Below are 17027 nucleotides of genomic sequence, written 5' to 3' on the forward strand. Positions count from 1 at the left end.
AGTTGGGGCTATAGCTCAGCTGGGAGAGCGCTTGCATGGCATGCAAGAGGTCAGCGGTTCGATCCCGCTTAGCTCCACCAAATTTACTCCCGATAAATTTGGCGTATACGTAAAAGCACTATGGGGCTATAGCTCAGCTGGGAGAGCGCTTGCATGGCATGCAAGAGGTCAGCGGTTCGATCCCGCTTAGCTCCACCAACATTCAAACCCTCGCTGAAAAAGCGGGGGTTTTTGCTTTTTGTCACAAAATTTATGGCCTCTGATCTGCTCTTCAGGTGCGTTTGTTTGCCGCTGCTTTTGCGGTCAATATGAGCTTTTGTTAGATTGCTTCATAATGCGAATATACTTATTATTCATGCGCCTTATATAATGATGTGAGCATTAAAGCAATGCCGGATAAGTGTAACGTATTAAAAAATATAAAAATATTCTTACTGGCCTTCTGCCTGACCGTTCCGGCTATTCTGCTATCTCGTCTCATTTCTCCCCGCGCCACAATTGATTCCAGCTATATCTTTCTGGCCTGGCTACCGCTCTGCGTCATGTTTTCCGTGCTGTTCTTATTTGGCCGCCGTGGCGTCGCGCCGATGGTAGGCGGAATGATGTTGACTAATGAATGGAATTTTCATTTACCTCTGCCACAGGCGATGGTGCTGCTATTTTGCCAGACGTTTCCCGTGTTGCTGGTTTGCGCTATCGTACGCTGGCAGCTGGGCGCGCGCTGGCGCTACGGAATACCCAACCAAGGCATCTGGCTACGCGTTTTCTGGTTAGGGTTAATGACGCCGTTTGGCATAAAAATCAGTATGCATCTGGCGGGGCACTACCTGGCTTTCCCGGTGACCATCTCTACCTTCTTTGGCACCGGCACCGCTATTTTCTCGATTGTTGATTTATTGAGTCTGATTTCTGCCGCGCTTATTTTTACCCTCTTTTTCTATTATCCGCTGCGGATGATAGTCAGCCCGCACTATATTCGTATTTTCTGGCGGAGGGATGTCGCTCCTTATCTCGCCAAAGAAAAACGCCTGTTTACGCTTCTCTGGTTTGCCACTCTGGCGACGCTATTAGCGGTGCTGTGTACGCCTTTCGAGACAAAGTATATTGCTGGCTATCTGGTGCCAGTTCTGTTCATTGGATTTACCATCGGCGTGGGGAAAATCAGTTATCCGCTATTGAATTTTAGTTGGGCTCTCACTGCGCTATTTCTGCTTAGCTATAACCGCAATTTTCTGCAGGGCGTGGGCTCAGAATATTCGCTGGCATTTATCCTTTCAGTTCTCATTTCTTTTAGTATTTGTTTGTTGTACATGGCGCGGATTAATCAGCGTAGCGAATGGTTGAATCGACAGTGGCACTCGCAGGCATTGACCGATCCGTTGACGCAACTGCCTAACCTGCGTGCGCTGGAGCAGTTTCTTTTACAGGATGCCGGGCAAAGCGTGTGTTATTTACGCATGGAAAACCTGGAATTTCTGAGCCGTCATTACGGTATGCAGATGCGCGTGCATTGCGAACGCGAGGTGTTTCGCGTGTTGCAGCCGCTGCTGCTGGAAAAGGAGAAAATTTTCCATCTGCCGGGCAGTGAATTATTGCTGGTATTGACGGGACCGGAGACGGAAGCCCGCCTGCAATATATGCTCAATGTGCTTAATAACCGCAAAATTTACTGGAACAATACCGGTCTGGACATGGAATACGGCGCATCGTGGGGAACATTCGATGGTCGCCAGGAAACCTTGCAACCGCTGTTGGGGCAATTAAGCTGGCTGGCGGAGCAATCCTGCTCGCATCGTCGGGTGCTTGCACTGACCCAGAGTATTGAAGCCGCTTCCGGGCAGACGACGGAACGGGTGCTGCGGTTGCAGAAAATCCGTCAGGCGCTGGAGCGCGGCGCGCTGGTTTTGTATGCGCAACCCATTCGCGACGCGCAGGGAAAAGGGTATGACGAGATTCTGACGCGGCTTCGGTGCGACGACGGTATCATGATGCCGAATCAGTTCATTCCGCTTATCGCCCAGTTTAACCTGAGCGTACGGTTTGATATGCAGGTGATGGAAGCGCTCCTGCAATGGTTGTCCGCGCATCCTTCGGCGGAGCAGGGGGCGCGTTTCTCGGTTAATTTGATGCCGCTGACGCTGCTGCAAAAAGAGACGGCGTCGCGCATTATGCAGCTTTTTAAACGCTATGGCGTCCCGCCTGCTTCGGTCATCATCGAAATTACTGAAGAACAGGCCTTCTCTCATTCCGAAATCAGTATGCACAATATCAACCAGCTGCGTAAGTTTGGCCTAAAAATCGCCATTGATGATTTCGGCACCGGCTATGCAAACTATGAACGGCTAAAACGCCTCAAGGCGGACATCATTAAAATCGACGGTTGTTTCGTAAAAGATATTCTGACGGACTCCCTGGATGCGATGATCGTGAAATCCATCACTGATTTAGCGAAAGCGAAATCGTTGAGCGTCGTGGCTGAGTTTGTTGAAACGCCTGCGCAGCGCGATCTGCTATTGCAGCTTGGCGTACACAGTTTGCAGGGATATCTGATTGGCCGCCCGCGCCCGTTAGGCAAATAAGCGGCATAAAAAAACCGGGGATAGCTCCCCGGTTTCTACATTAAACGCAGACTTACAGTACCAGCGCCGCGATAGAGGCGGACAGTACGCTCACCAGCGTAGAACCGTAAACCAGTTTCAGACCAAAACGGGAAACCACGTTGCCTTGCTCTTCGTTCAGGCCTTTAATCGCGCCCGCAATAATACCGATGGAAGAGAAGTTCGCGAAGGACACCAGGAAGACGGAGATAATGCCTTCAGCGCGTGGAGAGAGGGTAGAGGCGATTTTCTGCAGATCCATCATCGCCACGAATTCGTTGGAAACCAGTTTGGTCGCCATGATACTTCCTACCTGCAGCGCTTCACTGGACGGTACGCCCATTACCCATGCGACCGGGTAGAAGATGTAACCCAGAATGCCCTGGAAGGAGATGCTGTAGCCGAACCAACCGGTAACCGTTGCGAACAGCGCGTTCAGCGCCGCGATCAGCGCGATGAAGCCGATCAGCATCGCCGCGACGATAATCGCCACTTTAAAACCTGCCAGAATGTACTCGCCCAGCATTTCGAAGAAACTTTGGCCTTCATGCAGGTTCGACATCTGAATATTTTCTTCGCTGGCATCAACGACATAGGGGTTGATCAGCGACAGAACGATAAAGGTGCTGAACATGTTCAGAACCAGCGCTGCGACCACATATTTAGGGTCCAGCATGGTCATATACGCGCCCACGATAGACATGGAAACGGTAGACATTGCGGTCGCCGCCATGGTGTACATGCGGTTACGGGACATTTTGCCGAGGATATCTTTATAAGCGATAAAGTTCTCAGACTGGCCGAGGATCAGCGAGCTGACGGCGTTAAAAGACTCCAGTTTGCCCATACCGTTTACTTTGGACAACAGGAAACCAATAGCGCGGATGACCACTGGCAGAACGCGGATATGCTGAAGAATACCGATCAACGCGGAAATAAAGACGATCGGGCACAATACTTTCAGGAAGAAGAACGCCAAACCTTGATCGTTCATACTGCCAAAGACGAAGTTTGTCCCTTCGTTGGCAAATCCGAGCAGTTTTTCAAACATCTCGGAGAAACCTTTTACGAAGCCAAGGCCAACATCCGAGTTCAGGAAGAACCAGGCCAGTAATACTTCGATAACAAGTAACTGAATGACGTAACGAATGCGAATTTTTTTACGGTCGCTGCTAACCAGCAGTGCGAGTACCGCAACAACGGCAAGCGCCAGGACAAAATGAAGGACGCGGTCCATATTTGCTCCAAATATGAGGCAGGTTTAATTTTCGTGCACATTCTATGCAACAGCCGTAAAGAAAACGAGATCCAACACACACTATAATAAGGACCTGTGACGAGATTCAAAATTAGTGATCTGTAATACACTTTTACTGTACTGAATATGAAAATGAAAAGTTATATCAGTGTGCTAATCTTGTAATGTTAAGCCAAACTGTTCTGATACAGGTCGTCATCGTATCGGTCTATCGTTTCACACTATCAAAGTAATCACCCGTACCCATTGAAATGCACTTGATAATCATTATCAATAAACATAGCATGAAACATAGCAAAGGCTATGTTTTTGAGGCAAAAGATGACTGACAATCGCGTAGAGAATAGCAGCGGACGGGCGGCGCGCAAGCTAAGGCTCGCATTAATGGGACCTGCGTTCATTGCCGCGATTGGTTATATCGATCCCGGTAACTTCGCGACCAATATTCAGGCCGGCGCCAGCTTTGGCTACCAGCTACTCTGGGTGGTGGTCTGGGCGAACCTGATGGCGATGCTGATTCAAATCCTCTCGGCAAAACTCGGAATCGCCACGGGCAAGAACCTGGCGGAGCAAATTCGCGACCATTATCCGCGCCCGGTAGTCTGGTTTTACTGGGTACAGGCGGAAATCATCGCGATGGCCACCGATTTAGCTGAATTTATCGGCGCGGCAATAGGTTTTAAGCTGATCCTGGGCGTCTCTTTATTACAGGGCGCGGTATTGACCGGTATCGCGACGTTTCTGATTTTAATGTTACAGCGCCGCGGTCAAAAACCGCTTGAAAAAGCCATCGGCGGTTTACTGCTTTTTGTCGCCGCTGCTTACATTGTGGAGCTGTTTTTCTCTCAGCCTGATATGGCGCAGCTCGGCAAAGGAATGGTTATCCCGGCGCTACCGAACCCGGAAGCCGTATTCTTAGCCGCCGGCGTGCTTGGCGCGACGATTATGCCGCACGTGATTTATCTGCACTCGTCATTAACACAGCATCTGCACGGCGGAACGCGGCAACAACGGTACTCAGCAACGAAATGGGATGTCGCTATTGCTATGACGATTGCCGGTTTTGTCAATCTTGCAATGATGGCGACCGCCGCGGCGGCGTTTCATTTTAGCGGCCACACCGGCATCGCCGACCTCGATCAGGCATACCTGACGCTGGAACCGTTACTAAGCCATGCGGCGGCAACGGTGTTTGGTCTTAGTCTGGTAGCTGCAGGGCTTTCCTCCACTGTGGTAGGGACTCTGGCGGGGCAGGTGGTGATGCAAGGGTTTGTCCGTTTTCACATTCCGCTGTGGGTACGGCGCACCATTACCATGCTGCCCTCATTTATTGTGATTTTGATGGGGCTGGACCCTACCCGAATTCTGGTGATGAGTCAGGTGCTGCTGAGTTTTGGTATTGCGCTGGCGCTGGTGCCGCTCCTGATTTTCACCAGTAACGCTACGCTAATGGGCGAGCTGGTGAACACGCGGCGAGTAAAACAGATTGGCTGGATAATTGTCGTGCTGGTCGTCGCCCTGAATATTTGGTTGCTGGTTGGAACGGTGATGGGGTTGTCATAAAGACAGAAAGATAGCAGGCCCGATGCGTGAACGTCATCGGGCTGTTATTCAGCAGGAGGCTTAGTGATGATGTTTGTGACCCCGGCCTCGCCCGCGATGATCGTCGCGATCGCGCCAGCCTTCCCGATAACCGCGTTCATACGCTTTACGCTTATCCCAGCCGCGATGATAGCCGTTGTCATGGCGCCACCAGCGATTTTTACGCCATTCATAATGATTGTGCCAGTAATCACGGTCGCGCCAGCGACCACCGTCCCAGTAGTTACCGTAATCATCGCGATCGCCAATCTGTAATTTTATTGAGGGCAACAGGGTGATTTCGCCCGCATTCGCGGCAAGCGGTGTAAAAGCCAGCAAGGCTGCCGCCAGAATCAGTGACCTGAACATACTTTCTCTCCTTCACGATCGAGCCGTCGCCGGCCTGTTAATGCAATATTACAAAGCAGTAAAGATTTGTTTCATCGCCTTAACTCTTAAATCATGAAGGAGAGCATTTTTTGCTAAAACCGGCCCTCCAGAATAGCGTCAATTTCTGCACATTCCGCCGCCGAAAAACGGCGATTGGCCAGCATTCCTACGGCGTCTTCGATTTGCGACGGTTTGCTGGCGCCAATCAGTACCGAGGTAACGTTATCGTTACGCAGCACCCAGGCGAGCGCCATCTGAGACAATTTTTGGCCCCGTTGCGCGGCCAGTTCATTCAACCGGCGAACTTTTTCCAGTTTGTCGGCGGTAATCTGTTCTGGTTTAAGGAAACGGCTTCCGCTCGCCGCGCGGGAATCTTCCGGAATGCCATTCAAATAACGGTCAGTGAGCTGCCCGCCCGCCAGCGGCGAGAAGGCAATACTACCGACGCCCTTTTCCTGCAACAGCGCCAGCAGCCCGTCCTCTACCCAACGCTCAAAAAGCGAATATTTAGGCTGATGAATCAGGCAAGGCGTGCCGAGATCCTCCAGAATATCGATAGCTTGTCTGGCCAGATCGGCAGGATAGTTAGAGATCCCTACGTACAACGCTTTGCCCTGGCGCACAAGGTGATCTAACGCTTTCATCGTCTCTTTAAGCGGCGTTTCGGGATCGGGACGATGGTGATAAAAGATATCGACATACTCCAGCCCCATACGTTTCAGGCTTTGATCGAGGCTGGCGATAAGGTATTTCCGTGAACCCCAGTCGCCATAAGGGCCATCCCACATGGTGTAGCCCGCTTTGGTGGAGATGATCAATTCATCACGCCACGGTAAAAAATCTTCCTGCAGAATGCGGCCAAAATTGCATTCTGCGGAGCCCGGCGGCGGCCCATAATTATTGGCGAGATCAAAGTGGGTAATGCCCAGATCGAACGCGCGTTGCAGCAGCGCCCGGCTATTTTCTACCCGTGTCGTATCGCCGAAGTTGTGCCATAACCCCAGCGAAATAGCGGGAAGTTTGACGCCGCTGCGTCCGCAGCGACGATACTCCATTGTGTGATAACGATTCTCATCGGGCTGATAAATCATGACCTTTCCCCCTGTGGCGTGAATAAATAATGTATACGGTTACACTCGCCAGGCGGTATCCGGCTTTTACTGTTTGCCGCTGTAAACATTGTTTTCCAGGCTTTCATCCCCACCGTGCTGGACAGCCATCGGCATTCCTTAATACTCAACATAATATCAACGTCAGAAGGAAAGCTGTCATGCAAAACCCCTATACCGTGGCCGACTATTTGCTGGACAGACTGGCAGGATGCGGCATTGGCCATCTTTTTGGCGTACCGGGCGATTATAACTTGCAGTTTCTTGACCATGTGATTGACCACCCGACCCTGCGTTGGGTGGGATGCGCCAATGAGCTGAACGCCGCTTATGCCGCGGACGGCTATGCGCGCATGTCGGGCGCTGGAGCGCTACTCACCACCTTTGGCGTGGGAGAACTTAGCGCTATTAACGGTATCGCGGGCAGTTACGCGGAATATGTCCCGGTCTTGCATATCGTCGGCGCGCCCTGTAGCGCTGCGCAGCAGCGTGGCGAATTGATGCACCATACCCTCGGTGACGGCGATTTTCGTCATTTTTATCGCATGAGTCAGGCGATATCCGCTGCCAGCGCAATATTAGATGAACAGAACGCCTGTTTCGAGATTGACCGCGTGTTGGGTGAAATGCTTGCCGCACGCAGGCCAGGATACATCATGTTGCCCGCCGATGTGGCGAAAAAAACGGCCATCCCGCCTACGCAGGCGCTGGCGTTGCCCGTGCATGAAGTGCAAAGCGGCATGGAGACGGCCTTTCGTTATCACGCCCGTCAGTGCCTGATGAACAGTCGGCGCATTGCGCTATTGGCCGACTTTCTTGCCGGGCGTTTTGGTTTACGACCACTGTTGCAGCGCTGGATGGCGGAAACGCCCATCGCTCATGCGACACTACTGATGGGGAAGGGGCTTTTTGATGAACAGCACCCGAACTTCGTTGGCACCTATAGCGCTGGCGCCAGCAGCAAAGAAGTGCGTCAGGCCATAGAGGACGCCGATAGGGTTATCTGCGTCGGCACCCGTTTTGTCGATACCCTTACGGCCGGATTTACCCAACAATTACCGGCGGAACGCACGCTGGAGATTCAGCCTTACGCGTCGCGCATCGGCGAAACCTGGTTCAACCTCCCGATGGCGCAGGCGGTGTCTACGCTGCGCGAACTGTGCCTGGAATGCGCTTTTGCGCCGCCGCCGACGCGTTCCGCCGGACAGCCAGTGCGGATTGATAAAGGAGAACTGACCCAGGAAAGCTTCTGGCAAACCTTACAGCAGTATCTCAAACCCGGCGATATTATCCTTGTCGACCAGGGGACTGCAGCTTTTGGCGCTGCCGCGCTGTCGCTTCCTGACGGCGCGGAAGTTGTGGTACAGCCGCTGTGGGGGTCTATCGGCTATTCCTTGCCCGCCGCGTTTGGCGCGCAAACCGCCTGTCCCGATCGGCGGGTGATTCTGATTATCGGCGATGGCGCGGCGCAGCTCACGATTCAGGAGATGGGCTCGATGTTACGCGACGGGCAGGCGCCGGTCATCCTGCTGCTCAACAATGACGGCTATACCGTAGAGCGCGCCATTCACGGCGCGGCCCAGCGGTATAACGACATCGCGAGCTGGAACTGGACGCAGATACCACCGGCGCTAAACGCGGCGCAACAGGCGGAGTGCTGGCGGGTGACGCAGGCTATCCAACTGGCAGAGGTCCTCGAACGGTTGGCGCGCCCACAACGTCTGTCATTTATTGAAGTGATGTTGCCAAAAGCCGATCTGCCGGAATTACTGCGTACCGTGACCCGGGCGCTGGAAGCCCGCAACGGGGGATAATGGCCCCCGCTGCGCCGGATTAGGGTTCGTGACGGTTGGCGGCCAGCAACGGTTTTCCCGCCAGCAATAGCCAGGCGGGGAGCATCACAATGCAGAGCAGCGGCAGCAGATTGGTATCCGGCACGACGACTGCCGCCATAAACAGACTGAGCCAGCCGTCGCGCGTCACTACCAGCACTAAGCCAAGAATCGCGCAGGAGACGGTAATCGCCGCGGGTACGGCCTCAACATGGGCATGGAGCATGAGCCCCAGCGCCGCGCCGATAAACACAGCCGGAAAAATGCGCCCGCCGCGAAAGCCGCTCGCCGCCGCGATGACCAGCGCGGCGAGTTTGACGACGGCTAAGGTAAAATAATCTCCCGCGCCCAGCGTCTGGCTAAACGCCATTTGTTGCATTTCGTCCAGGCCTTTAAACAGGGTAAGCGGCCCGCCAATGACGCCCAGAATACCCAGTATAAAACCGCCAATGCCGAGAATCAGGACCGGATTTTTCAGGCGGTGCAGCAACTCATGCAGACGCGGAAGGCACCAGACGGCGACCATCCCGGCGGCAATGGCGATCGCCGCGACGATCGCTCCGCTGGCAATGTCCACCAGCCGCATCTGCGTGTAATGGGCGATGGGTAACGAAAAATGCGGATGAAAGAACAGACTGGTGGTGAGTGACCCCGCCGCTGCCGCCATTAACGGCGCAAACAGGCGATCCCACATGGGAATATCGTTAGAGCCGCTAAGTGTTTGCGAAAAAATCAGCGCTGCGGCGACGGGCGTGCCGAACAGCGCGCCGATGGTGCCCGCTGAGGCCAGAATCGTCCAGTCTAACGCCGTGATACGCGGAAACAGGCGGGAGCCGAAAGCCGCCGCCAGCGCGATATTTATTGTCATTATCGGATGCTCTGGCCCCAAACTTACCCCACCAGCAAGGCCGATGATTAAGGCGAGAAGCAGCCCGGGTAGCGCAGATGGCGAGACCGGCATACTGATTAACGGTTCGATGGCCGGATCGGGGCCAGCGTGTCCGGGGCTGTAACGGATAATCAAACCCACCACGATCCCGGTTAGCGTGAGCATACCCACTATCCAGAACGGCGAATCATAAGCGATGCCGATGCTGGTGGGCAGTCGTTGCCAAAGAAATTGCTGAAAAACCGACGCGACTTTCATCGCAGCGATTAAAACCAGGCTTGACGCTACGCCAATAATCAGCGCGGGGAGCGACAGCAGCAGCATCGTTCGGGCACGCGGGTGGAACATAATCTCTTCCTTACACGGGGTCGTATACCTATTTTGCACAGCCTGCCCGACGGCATTGCTGCAATTGGTGCTGAAACAAGAAAGTAATTCTGTGATGAAGATCTATATTTATAGGCAGTCAGCCTGATGGCCGTTGTTGTTATGCCCCCATGAATTTACAGTGTGACAAAGACTTATTTTGACTTTAGCGGAGCAGTAGAAGAATGACAAAGTATGCTTTAGTAGGAGATGTAGGCGGCACGAATGCGCGTCTTGCCCTGTGTGATATCGCCAGTGGAGAAATCTCGCAGGCCAAAACGTATTCCGGCCTGGATTATCCCAGTCTTGAGGCCGTGGTGCGCGTTTATCTCGATGAGCATAGCGTCAGCGTGGAAGATGGTTGTATCGCCATAGCCTGCCCGATTACCGGTGACTGGGTAGCGATGACTAACCATACCTGGGCTTTTTCTATTGCGGAAATGAAAAAAAATCTCGGCTTTAGCCATCTGGAAATCATCAACGATTTCACCGCCGTGTCGATGGCGATCCCGATGCTGAAAAAAGAGCATTTAATTCAGTTCGGCGGCGGCGAACCGGTAGACGGCAAACCTATTGCGGTGTATGGCGCGGGAACCGGCTTGGGCGTGGCGCATCTGGTGCATGTGGATAAGCGTTGGATTAGCCTTCCGGGCGAAGGCGGGCATGTCGATTTTGCGCCTAATAGCGAAGAAGAAGCTATGATTCTGGAAATATTGCGCGCCGAAATTGGCCACGTTTCCGCCGAGCGCGTGCTGTCTGGCCCGGGGCTGGTGAATCTTTACCGGGCGATTGTTAAGTCCGACAACCGTCTGCCGGAGAATCTGCGCCCGAAAGATATTACCGAACGCGCCCTGGCGGATAACTGTATCGATTGTCGCCGCGCGTTGTCGCTCTTTTGCGTCATCATGGGGCGATTTGGCGGCGATCTGGCGTTAACCATGGGGACATTTGGCGGCGTTTATATCGCTGGCGGTATTGTCCCGCGCTTCCTGGAATTTTTTAAAGCGTCCGGCTTCCGTGGTGGCTTTGAAGATAAAGGCCGCTTTAAAGATTATGTACACGGTATTCCGGTCTATCTGATTGTCCATGATAATCCTGGCTTGTTAGGCTCCGGCGCGCATCTGCGCCAGACATTAGGTCATATTCTATAAGCCAGATGGCGGCATAAACGCCTTATCCGGCCTACAAAAGTGTGTCATCTGTAGGCCTGATGAGCGCAGCGTCATCAGGCAATTAAACATTCTCTTGTCAGTCTCAAACCGCGTGCCTCACGCGGTTTTTTTCATTGCCTTTCCTGTGCATGAATGCTTCAACTGACTGAATTATTTCACTTTACTTTTGCTGAGCGAAAGGTCAAACACCAGCGCGTTGAGTCATCATGTCATGGCGGTTAGTCAGGCGAAAACAGGGATTTATTTTACTATACGTATCCGGTTCGCTGCCTTATTTACGGTTTCATCGCGGCATCTTGCTGGAAAGGATCCTCATTTTCGGGGAAATGTCCCTGAAAAATATCGCAATATGACATGATCGAATACCATTATCATTAGTAAGGATTTTGGTTAAAGAGGAAAAACCACAAAATCAAAAGGGGATTATTTGAGATAAGGTTTATTGACAGGAAATTATCGTCGGCTGCACCACATTAGGTAAATTCAATGATATCAAGTTGTTAATAATATGATTTGTTTGATGCTATAACTGACATGCTTAAAAGGTAAATTTTTACGCTTGTTCCTCTTTTTTCGTCGCTAAAAAATATTTTCATTAGCCTCTCGACAGGAAGAAAATTTTCAGGCTATTTTCTAAAGGAGCCACCATCGTGGCAGCGTCGCTCGGACGGTCCGGGCGCTAACGTTAATCTGAGGATATTATGGCTGACTTCCGCCCTGAACGTCGCTTTACGCGTATCGATCGCCTTCCGCCCTATGTTTTTAACATCACCGCTGAACTCAAAATGGCTGCGCGTCGGCGCGGTGAAGATATTATTGATTTCAGTATGGGTAATCCTGATGGCGCAACCCCTCCCCACATTGTCGAAAAACTTTGCACCGTCGCGCAGCGTCCGGATACGCACGGTTATTCCACGTCTCGCGGCATACCGCGTTTACGCCGCGCGATTTCTCACTGGTATCAGGAACGTTATGATGTCGATATCGATCCGGAAACCGAAGCGATTGTGACCATCGGTTCCAAAGAGGGACTGGCGCATTTAATGCTGGCGACGCTGGATCATGGCGATACGGTACTGGTGCCGAACCCCAGTTACCCGATTCATATCTATGGCGCCGTTATCGCCGGGGCGCAGGTGCGTTCGGTTCCATTGGTAGAGGGGGTGGATTTCTTCAACGAGCTGGAGCGCGCTATTCGCGAAAGTTATCCGAAACCGAAAATGATGATTTTGGGTTTTCCGTCTAACCCTACGGCCCAATGCGTCGAACTGGAATTTTTTGAAAAAGTGGTCGCTCTGGCTAAACGTTATGATGTGCTGGTGGTGCACGATCTGGCGTATGCCGATATCGTGTACGACGGCTGGAAAGCGCCATCCATTATGCAGGTGCCCGGCGCGCGCGACGTGGCGGTCGAATTTTTCACATTGTCGAAAAGCTATAATATGGCGGGCTGGCGTATTGGGTTTATGGTGGGCAATAAAACCCTGGTCAGCGCGCTGGCGCGCATTAAAAGTTATCACGATTATGGCACCTTTACCCCGCTTCAGGTGGCGGCTATCGCCGCTCTGGAAGGCGATCAGCAGTGCGTGCGCGATATCGCCGAGCAGTATAAACGTCGTCGCGATGTGCTGGTGAAGGGGCTGCATGAGGCGGGCTGGATGGTTGAAATGCCGAAAGCCTCAATGTACGTCTGGGCGAAAATCCCGGAGCAATATGCGGCGATGGGGTCGCTTGAGTTTGCCAAGAAGCTGCTGAATGAGGCGAAGGTTTGTGTTTCTCCAGGGATAGGCTTTGGTGATTATGGCGACACCCATGTACGCTTTGCATTAATAGAGAATCGCGACCGCATTCGCCAGGCCGTCAGAGGGATTAAAGCGATGTTCCGCGCCGATGGCGTGCTGCCGTCACATCCAAAACCCGTTGAGGCGAGCACGGAGTAGAAAAGCAAACAGGAGCCCCATGGCTCCTGTTTTTCTTTGCATTGTACTTTTAAATCATCAGGGCGAAAGTACCGGCCCAAACGATGACCATAAATGAAATGCCCATAAAGAAATATTTCACGTTTCATCTCTCCGCGTACCTGTCGTACGCCTAAATGAACTTACACTTACCTGATTATAGAGAGTTGATGCCGGACAATACGAAATTGAGAATTATTCGTGTTTCGACCGCCTGCATCACCTCAGAATTCTGCGCGTCATCGCTCCAGACGGCGCTAATGTACGCCTAAAAATGAGGTGAAACAAGAGGCATTTTCTTATTTACTTTTAGTAACTTACAAGTGTCGGGAATCGGCGACAGTTTAATTTCTGACAGTGATGAATCGCTATTGAGCGACGCCGCCGACACAGTAAAAAATCGCCTGTAAACAGGAGACTTATCGCTAAAAGCAGGAATGAGTAATTTACGATATGAATATTATGACAATGCGAAATGCCAAAATAAAAGGCCTTGCGGCCTTTTTCAGATGTAGAGTGACGCTTCCCCCAACGGGCGAGTCTTGAAACGGCGATGGATCCAGAGATATTGCTCCGGGGCGCGCATGATCTCTTTCTCAATAATTTTATTCATATAGGCAGCGGCTTGATTTTCATCTGCCGGGTAACCTTCCATTTCAGGGGTAATATACAGACGATAACCCGAGTTATCGGATTTCCTTACCATTGTAACGGTCAACATGGCGGCGCCAGACAGCCTGGACAGTACATAGGTGCCGTTGGTGGTGGCGACGTTTTCAACCGCGAAAAATGGCGCAAAGGAGCTGCCTTTAGGGCCGTAGTCCTGGTCGGGAGCAAACCAAACGGCTTCCCCTTTTTTTAGCGCGCCCACAATGCCGCGCAGATTGTTTCTGCCGATCATCGCTTTATTTGAGCGCATACGACCGCGCGTCTGCACCCACTCCATGAGCGGATTGTTATGCGGACGATAGGTCGCCATCATCGGCTGGCAGAGACCCATTACCCGGCCTCCCAATTCCAGCGACATAAAATGCACGCCAACGACCATTACGCCGCGATTTTGCGCCTGCGCACGGGTAAGGTTGTCCAGCCCGTCCACATCAAACCATTTGCGAACCCGGTTATCAGGCCAGAACCAGGCCATGCCCGTTTCAAGCAGCGCCATGCCAAGAGAGTGGAAATTCTCGGCGATCAGTTTTTCCCTTTCTTCCCGGGAGAGGGTCGGAAAACAGAGTTCAATATTTTTCTGGGCGATCGACTCACGTCGCTTCAGGAAGGGGCGCGCCAGCTTACCGGTGCGGGTGCCCAGAAAACGCAAAACCGGGTAGGGAAGCTGCACCAGTAACCAGAGGACGCCAACGCCAAACCACGTCAGCCAGTAGCGCGGGTGCAAAAACGCGCGTGAAAATTTGCTTTGAGGAAACATAAAATACCTTCTGTAGATACGAAAATAATGTATCGCAGAAGAGTCATTATCCGCAGCGGTACACTCTGAAATACGCATCATCCTTCAAGTTGCGTTCGCTTATCCGAAGCACTTACTTGAGTAAGCTCATCAGGGTAACTTGAATGATTTACGTATAGTTAGGCCATCATGTACGACAATGGTTCCCGTAAGGAGTGTAAAACTAAGTCAGTACTAAACCACGAGGGCATGAACGCCAGGCAGGCTAATGTACCACCAGTTATTTACTCGCGCCCAGAAATTCTTTATCAAGAAGCGTAAATATTTCTCCCGTAGCAAAAATAAGCTAATCATTATTTTTAATGCATTGTTTTTACAGTGATAATTTTATTTCAGACGAAGGTCATTGAAAAATGATTAAAAAAATAAAATGTGAGATAAATGTTATGGAAATGACGGGCTGATAAGGTTTATCTTAAAGGAGAAGTGAGAGGGACCGTAAGGCTATATGGAAGCCTTGCCATAGACAGGAGGTATTATAGATGATCTATTTATGGACATTTCTTGCAATAAGTATACTTGCCGTGAGTGGCTATATCGGTCAGGTGATGGGGGCTTTTTCTGCGGTTTCTTCTTTTACGGGAATGGTTATCCTTGCCGCGCTGATTTATTTACTCAATGTATGGTTGCAGGATGGCGATGACATCGTTAGCGGATTATTGCTTTTTCTCGCACCGGCATGTGGGTTAATTATTCGCTTTATGGTGGGATACGGTAAGCGTTAGTCAGTACATACCCTTCATACTTCAAGTTGCTGATGCGTTGGCTACGGATTACTCGGCCCATCGATGGGCCTCGCCCTGACGGCCGTCGCACGCGACGTTCAAACCTGTTCCCGGCAGATTTGTCGTTCACCCCAGTCACATCGTTATCTATGCTCCTGGGGACTCACTCCCTTGCCGCTTTTAAGCAACTCGAATTATTTTGGGTATACACGATGTCAGCGAATAGATAGCGCCGACAATGTCGGCGCTTCTGTTCCCCGGGAAGGCTAATCGTTTATTGCGCGTCCGCAAGCTGCAGTGAGTCCTGATTATGTAACGCATTCTGGCGCTGGCGTTCCAGTTCCAGCGCGCCGCGATGGGAGAGGTAACAGAATAGAATGCAGCACACGATGCCGCCCATCAGAAGATAAAATCCGCCGTACCAGCCAAGTTTATCCACCATTACACCAAACAGGCTGGTGCCCAACGAGGCGCCGAAAATATAGCTCATGAACCCACGTAAACCGACGGCGGAACCTACGGCAAAGCTGGGGACTATCTCCATTGTCTGTACGGACGCGAGGAACTGCGGGACGTAAATCAGACAACCTACAATGGCGGCGAAAATCGTTACCATCAGCAAAGATTCACTTTTCCAGTATCCGATCAGACAGACAAAAATCAGCGCCATGCAAATCATGGCTAACGGCATTCTGCGGCCCTTAAACAGTTTATCTGACAGCCAGCCTGCCAGTAGCGTGGAGGGAATCGCCGCCCACTCGAAAAAGAGAAACGCGACGCTCATCTGTTCTTTTGAAAAGTGTTTTACTGTCAACAGATAGATAGGCAACCAGCTAATCATGCCAAACCGCACCATATAGACGAAGACATCCACCAGCGAAATATACCAGGCATTTTTATTGCGCAGCACATAAGTACAGAAGATTTGCCATGCGCTCATATTTTCCGGCGCTTTTGCCGTATTCTTCGTTTTCAGTACGACTTTTTCTTCCGGCATCATCTGTTCCAGTGAGGGAAGACCTTCTTCGCGTGGCGAACCTTTTCCCAAGACCAGAACAATTAAGGCAAAAATGACGGCGACGCAGGCCGGAACGATATAACTGGCGCTTTGCCAGTGTTCGTTGCCCAATATCGCAAAAGCCGCACCGACGATAGGCGCGACGATCCCGCCGCCAACGTTATGCGAGATATTCCAGAAGGCGCCTACGCGTCCGCGTTCCCGACGAGGGAACCAGTTTGCAATAGTAATAAACGAGGGGCCGACGCCCATGCCCTGAAAAAGGCCATTGAAGACCACCAGAGCGGCAAATATCCAGAATGCGCTACTGAATCCCAGCCCAACGTTAACAATCGCGCAGAGTACCAGACCGCACGCCATGAAGACTTTTGGGCTGGCTTTATCCGCCAGACTGCTCATTACGCCTTTACTGATTCCGTAAGCAATAAGCATACAGCTACTCAGCAGGCCGATTTGCGTAGCGCTGAGATCCAATTGCTCTTTTAAATAAGGCGTCGATAATGTGAAATTGTTTCTGACTATATAGTAAGCGAGATATCCCAGAAATACGCTTAACAATGCCTGTATACGATATCGACCATATGTGGCCTGGACTTTTTCCGGTGGGACTTTATGCGCCGATTGCCCTGTTTTTAATATTGTTAACATGGAGTCACCTGTATTTTAT

At 51.6% G+C, this 17027-nt stretch carries 13 protein-coding genes and 2 tRNA genes; 8 read left to right on the forward strand and 7 right to left on the reverse strand.

Going from position 1 to position 17027, the window contains the following annotated elements; translation table 11 throughout:
* Window positions 1-4: 4 nt before the first annotated feature.
* The 3 genes from ACLJTG_RS17615 to ACLJTG_RS17625 all read left to right on the forward strand — a co-directional run bounded on the left by ACLJTG_RS17615 (window position 5) and on the right by ACLJTG_RS17625 (window position 2579).
* A tRNA-Ala gene (locus tag ACLJTG_RS17615) sits at window positions 5-80 on the forward strand.
* Window positions 81-122: 42 nt separating this feature from the next.
* Window positions 123-198, forward strand: a tRNA-Ala gene (locus tag ACLJTG_RS17620).
* A gap of 191 nt (window positions 199-389) precedes the next feature.
* Window positions 390-2579 carry a sensor domain-containing phosphodiesterase gene (locus ACLJTG_RS17625; RefSeq protein WP_001112941.1) on the forward strand — a complete coding sequence of 730 codons (2190 nt, stop codon included), beginning with the start codon at window positions 390-392 and terminating at the stop codon, window positions 2577-2579.
* A gap of 52 nt (window positions 2580-2631) precedes the next feature.
* Here ACLJTG_RS17625 and nupC read toward each other — a convergent pair whose 3' ends face one another.
* On the reverse strand, window positions 2632-3834 hold the full coding sequence (gene nupC / locus ACLJTG_RS17630) for a nucleoside permease NupC (protein WP_000376347.1): 1203 nt from the start codon (window positions 3832-3834) through the stop codon (window positions 2632-2634).
* Window positions 3835-4176: 342 nt separating this feature from the next.
* Between nupC and ACLJTG_RS17635 the strand changes: the two genes are divergently transcribed.
* Entirely contained in the window at window positions 4177-5418 is a 1242-nt protein-coding gene (locus tag ACLJTG_RS17635; RefSeq protein ID WP_079834492.1) for an Nramp family divalent metal transporter, read from the forward strand.
* Between the two features lie 60 nt (window positions 5419-5478).
* Here the strand turns inward: ACLJTG_RS17635 and ypeC are convergent, their stop codons facing one another.
* Both ypeC and mgrA read right to left on the reverse strand, forming a co-directional pair.
* Window positions 5479-5805, reverse strand: coding sequence for a DUF2502 domain-containing protein YpeC (ypeC, locus tag ACLJTG_RS17640; protein ID WP_000490091.1), 327 nt, complete (start codon window positions 5803-5805; stop codon window positions 5479-5481).
* A 113-nt stretch (window positions 5806-5918) separates the two neighbouring features.
* Window positions 5919-6917, reverse strand: a complete 999-nt coding sequence (gene mgrA, locus ACLJTG_RS17645) for an L-glyceraldehyde 3-phosphate reductase (protein ID WP_023218453.1) — start codon at window positions 6915-6917, stop codon at window positions 5919-5921.
* Between the two features lie 179 nt (window positions 6918-7096).
* Between mgrA and ACLJTG_RS17650 the strand changes: the two genes are divergently transcribed.
* Window positions 7097-8749, forward strand: coding sequence for a thiamine pyrophosphate-binding protein (locus ACLJTG_RS17650; protein ID WP_198898340.1), 1653 nt, complete (start codon window positions 7097-7099; stop codon window positions 8747-8749).
* A gap of 19 nt (window positions 8750-8768) precedes the next feature.
* Here the strand turns inward: ACLJTG_RS17650 and ACLJTG_RS17655 are convergent, their stop codons facing one another.
* Window positions 8769-10004, reverse strand: coding sequence for an ion channel protein (locus ACLJTG_RS17655; protein WP_000468920.1), 1236 nt, complete (start codon window positions 10002-10004; stop codon window positions 8769-8771).
* Window positions 10005-10207: 203 nt separating this feature from the next.
* Here ACLJTG_RS17655 and glk point away from each other — a divergent pair, with 203 nt between their 5' ends.
* Together glk and alaC are read left to right on the forward strand one after the other, a co-directional pair.
* The gene (glk, locus tag ACLJTG_RS17660; protein ID WP_000170376.1) at window positions 10208-11173 is read left to right on the forward strand and encodes a glucokinase; all 966 of its coding nucleotides are present in this window, start codon (window positions 10208-10210) and stop codon (window positions 11171-11173) included.
* 722 nt (window positions 11174-11895) lie between these two features.
* Window positions 11896-13134 carry an alanine transaminase gene (gene alaC, locus ACLJTG_RS17665; RefSeq protein ID WP_000763118.1) on the forward strand — a complete coding sequence of 413 codons (1239 nt, stop codon included), beginning with the start codon at window positions 11896-11898 and terminating at the stop codon, window positions 13132-13134.
* 49 nt (window positions 13135-13183) lie between these two features.
* Here alaC and ypdK read toward each other — a convergent pair whose 3' ends face one another.
* Entirely contained in the window at window positions 13184-13255 is a 72-nt protein-coding gene (ypdK, locus tag ACLJTG_RS17670; RefSeq protein ID WP_010723117.1) for a membrane protein YpdK, read from the reverse strand.
* A gap of 402 nt (window positions 13256-13657) precedes the next feature.
* Window positions 13658-14578: a kdo(2)-lipid IV(A) palmitoleoyltransferase gene (gene lpxP / locus ACLJTG_RS17675; RefSeq protein ID WP_000484428.1), complete on the reverse strand. Its 921-nt coding sequence runs from the start codon at window positions 14576-14578 to the stop codon at window positions 13658-13660.
* Between the two features lie 521 nt (window positions 14579-15099).
* Between lpxP and ACLJTG_RS17680 the strand changes: the two genes are divergently transcribed.
* Window positions 15100-15342, forward strand: a complete 243-nt coding sequence (locus tag ACLJTG_RS17680) for a YfdY family protein (RefSeq protein WP_000639889.1) — start codon at window positions 15100-15102, stop codon at window positions 15340-15342.
* A gap of 274 nt (window positions 15343-15616) precedes the next feature.
* Here ACLJTG_RS17680 and pgtP read toward each other — a convergent pair whose 3' ends face one another.
* Window positions 15617-17008: a phosphoglycerate transporter PgtP gene (gene pgtP, locus ACLJTG_RS17685; RefSeq protein WP_000955739.1), complete on the reverse strand. Its 1392-nt coding sequence runs from the start codon at window positions 17006-17008 to the stop codon at window positions 15617-15619.
* Window positions 17009-17027 lie beyond the last annotated feature (19 nt).

Source organism: Salmonella sp. SAL00672, assembly GCF_046552175.1.
In the GTDB taxonomy this organism is placed as follows: Bacteria; Pseudomonadota; Gammaproteobacteria; order Enterobacterales; family Enterobacteriaceae; genus Salmonella; species Salmonella enterica.

Coding starts and splice junctions, on each gene's coding strand:
- ypeC (WP_000490091.1), bottom strand. CDS start 5,805: ATGTTCAGGTCACTGATTCTGGCGGCAGCCTTGCTGGCTTTTACACCG.
- alaC (WP_000763118.1), top strand. CDS start 11,896: ATGGCTGACTTCCGCCCTGAACGTCGCTTTACGCGTATCGATCGCCTT.
- glk (WP_000170376.1), top strand. CDS start 10,208: ATGACAAAGTATGCTTTAGTAGGAGATGTAGGCGGCACGAATGCGCGT.
- ACLJTG_RS17650 (WP_198898340.1), top strand. CDS start 7,097: ATGCAAAACCCCTATACCGTGGCCGACTATTTGCTGGACAGACTGGCA.
- ACLJTG_RS17635 (WP_079834492.1), top strand. CDS start 4,177: ATGACTGACAATCGCGTAGAGAATAGCAGCGGACGGGCGGCGCGCAAG.
- pgtP (WP_000955739.1), bottom strand. CDS start 17,008: ATGTTAACAATATTAAAAACAGGGCAATCGGCGCATAAAGTCCCACCG.
- ACLJTG_RS17655 (WP_000468920.1), bottom strand. CDS start 10,004: ATGTTCCACCCGCGTGCCCGAACGATGCTGCTGCTGTCGCTCCCCGCG.
- ACLJTG_RS17625 (WP_001112941.1), top strand. CDS start 390: ATGCCGGATAAGTGTAACGTATTAAAAAATATAAAAATATTCTTACTG.
- lpxP (WP_000484428.1), bottom strand. CDS start 14,578: ATGTTTCCTCAAAGCAAATTTTCACGCGCGTTTTTGCACCCGCGCTAC.
- mgrA (WP_023218453.1), bottom strand. CDS start 6,917: ATGATTTATCAGCCCGATGAGAATCGTTATCACACAATGGAGTATCGT.
- ACLJTG_RS17680 (WP_000639889.1), top strand. CDS start 15,100: ATGATCTATTTATGGACATTTCTTGCAATAAGTATACTTGCCGTGAGT.
- nupC (WP_000376347.1), bottom strand. CDS start 3,834: ATGGACCGCGTCCTTCATTTTGTCCTGGCGCTTGCCGTTGTTGCGGTA.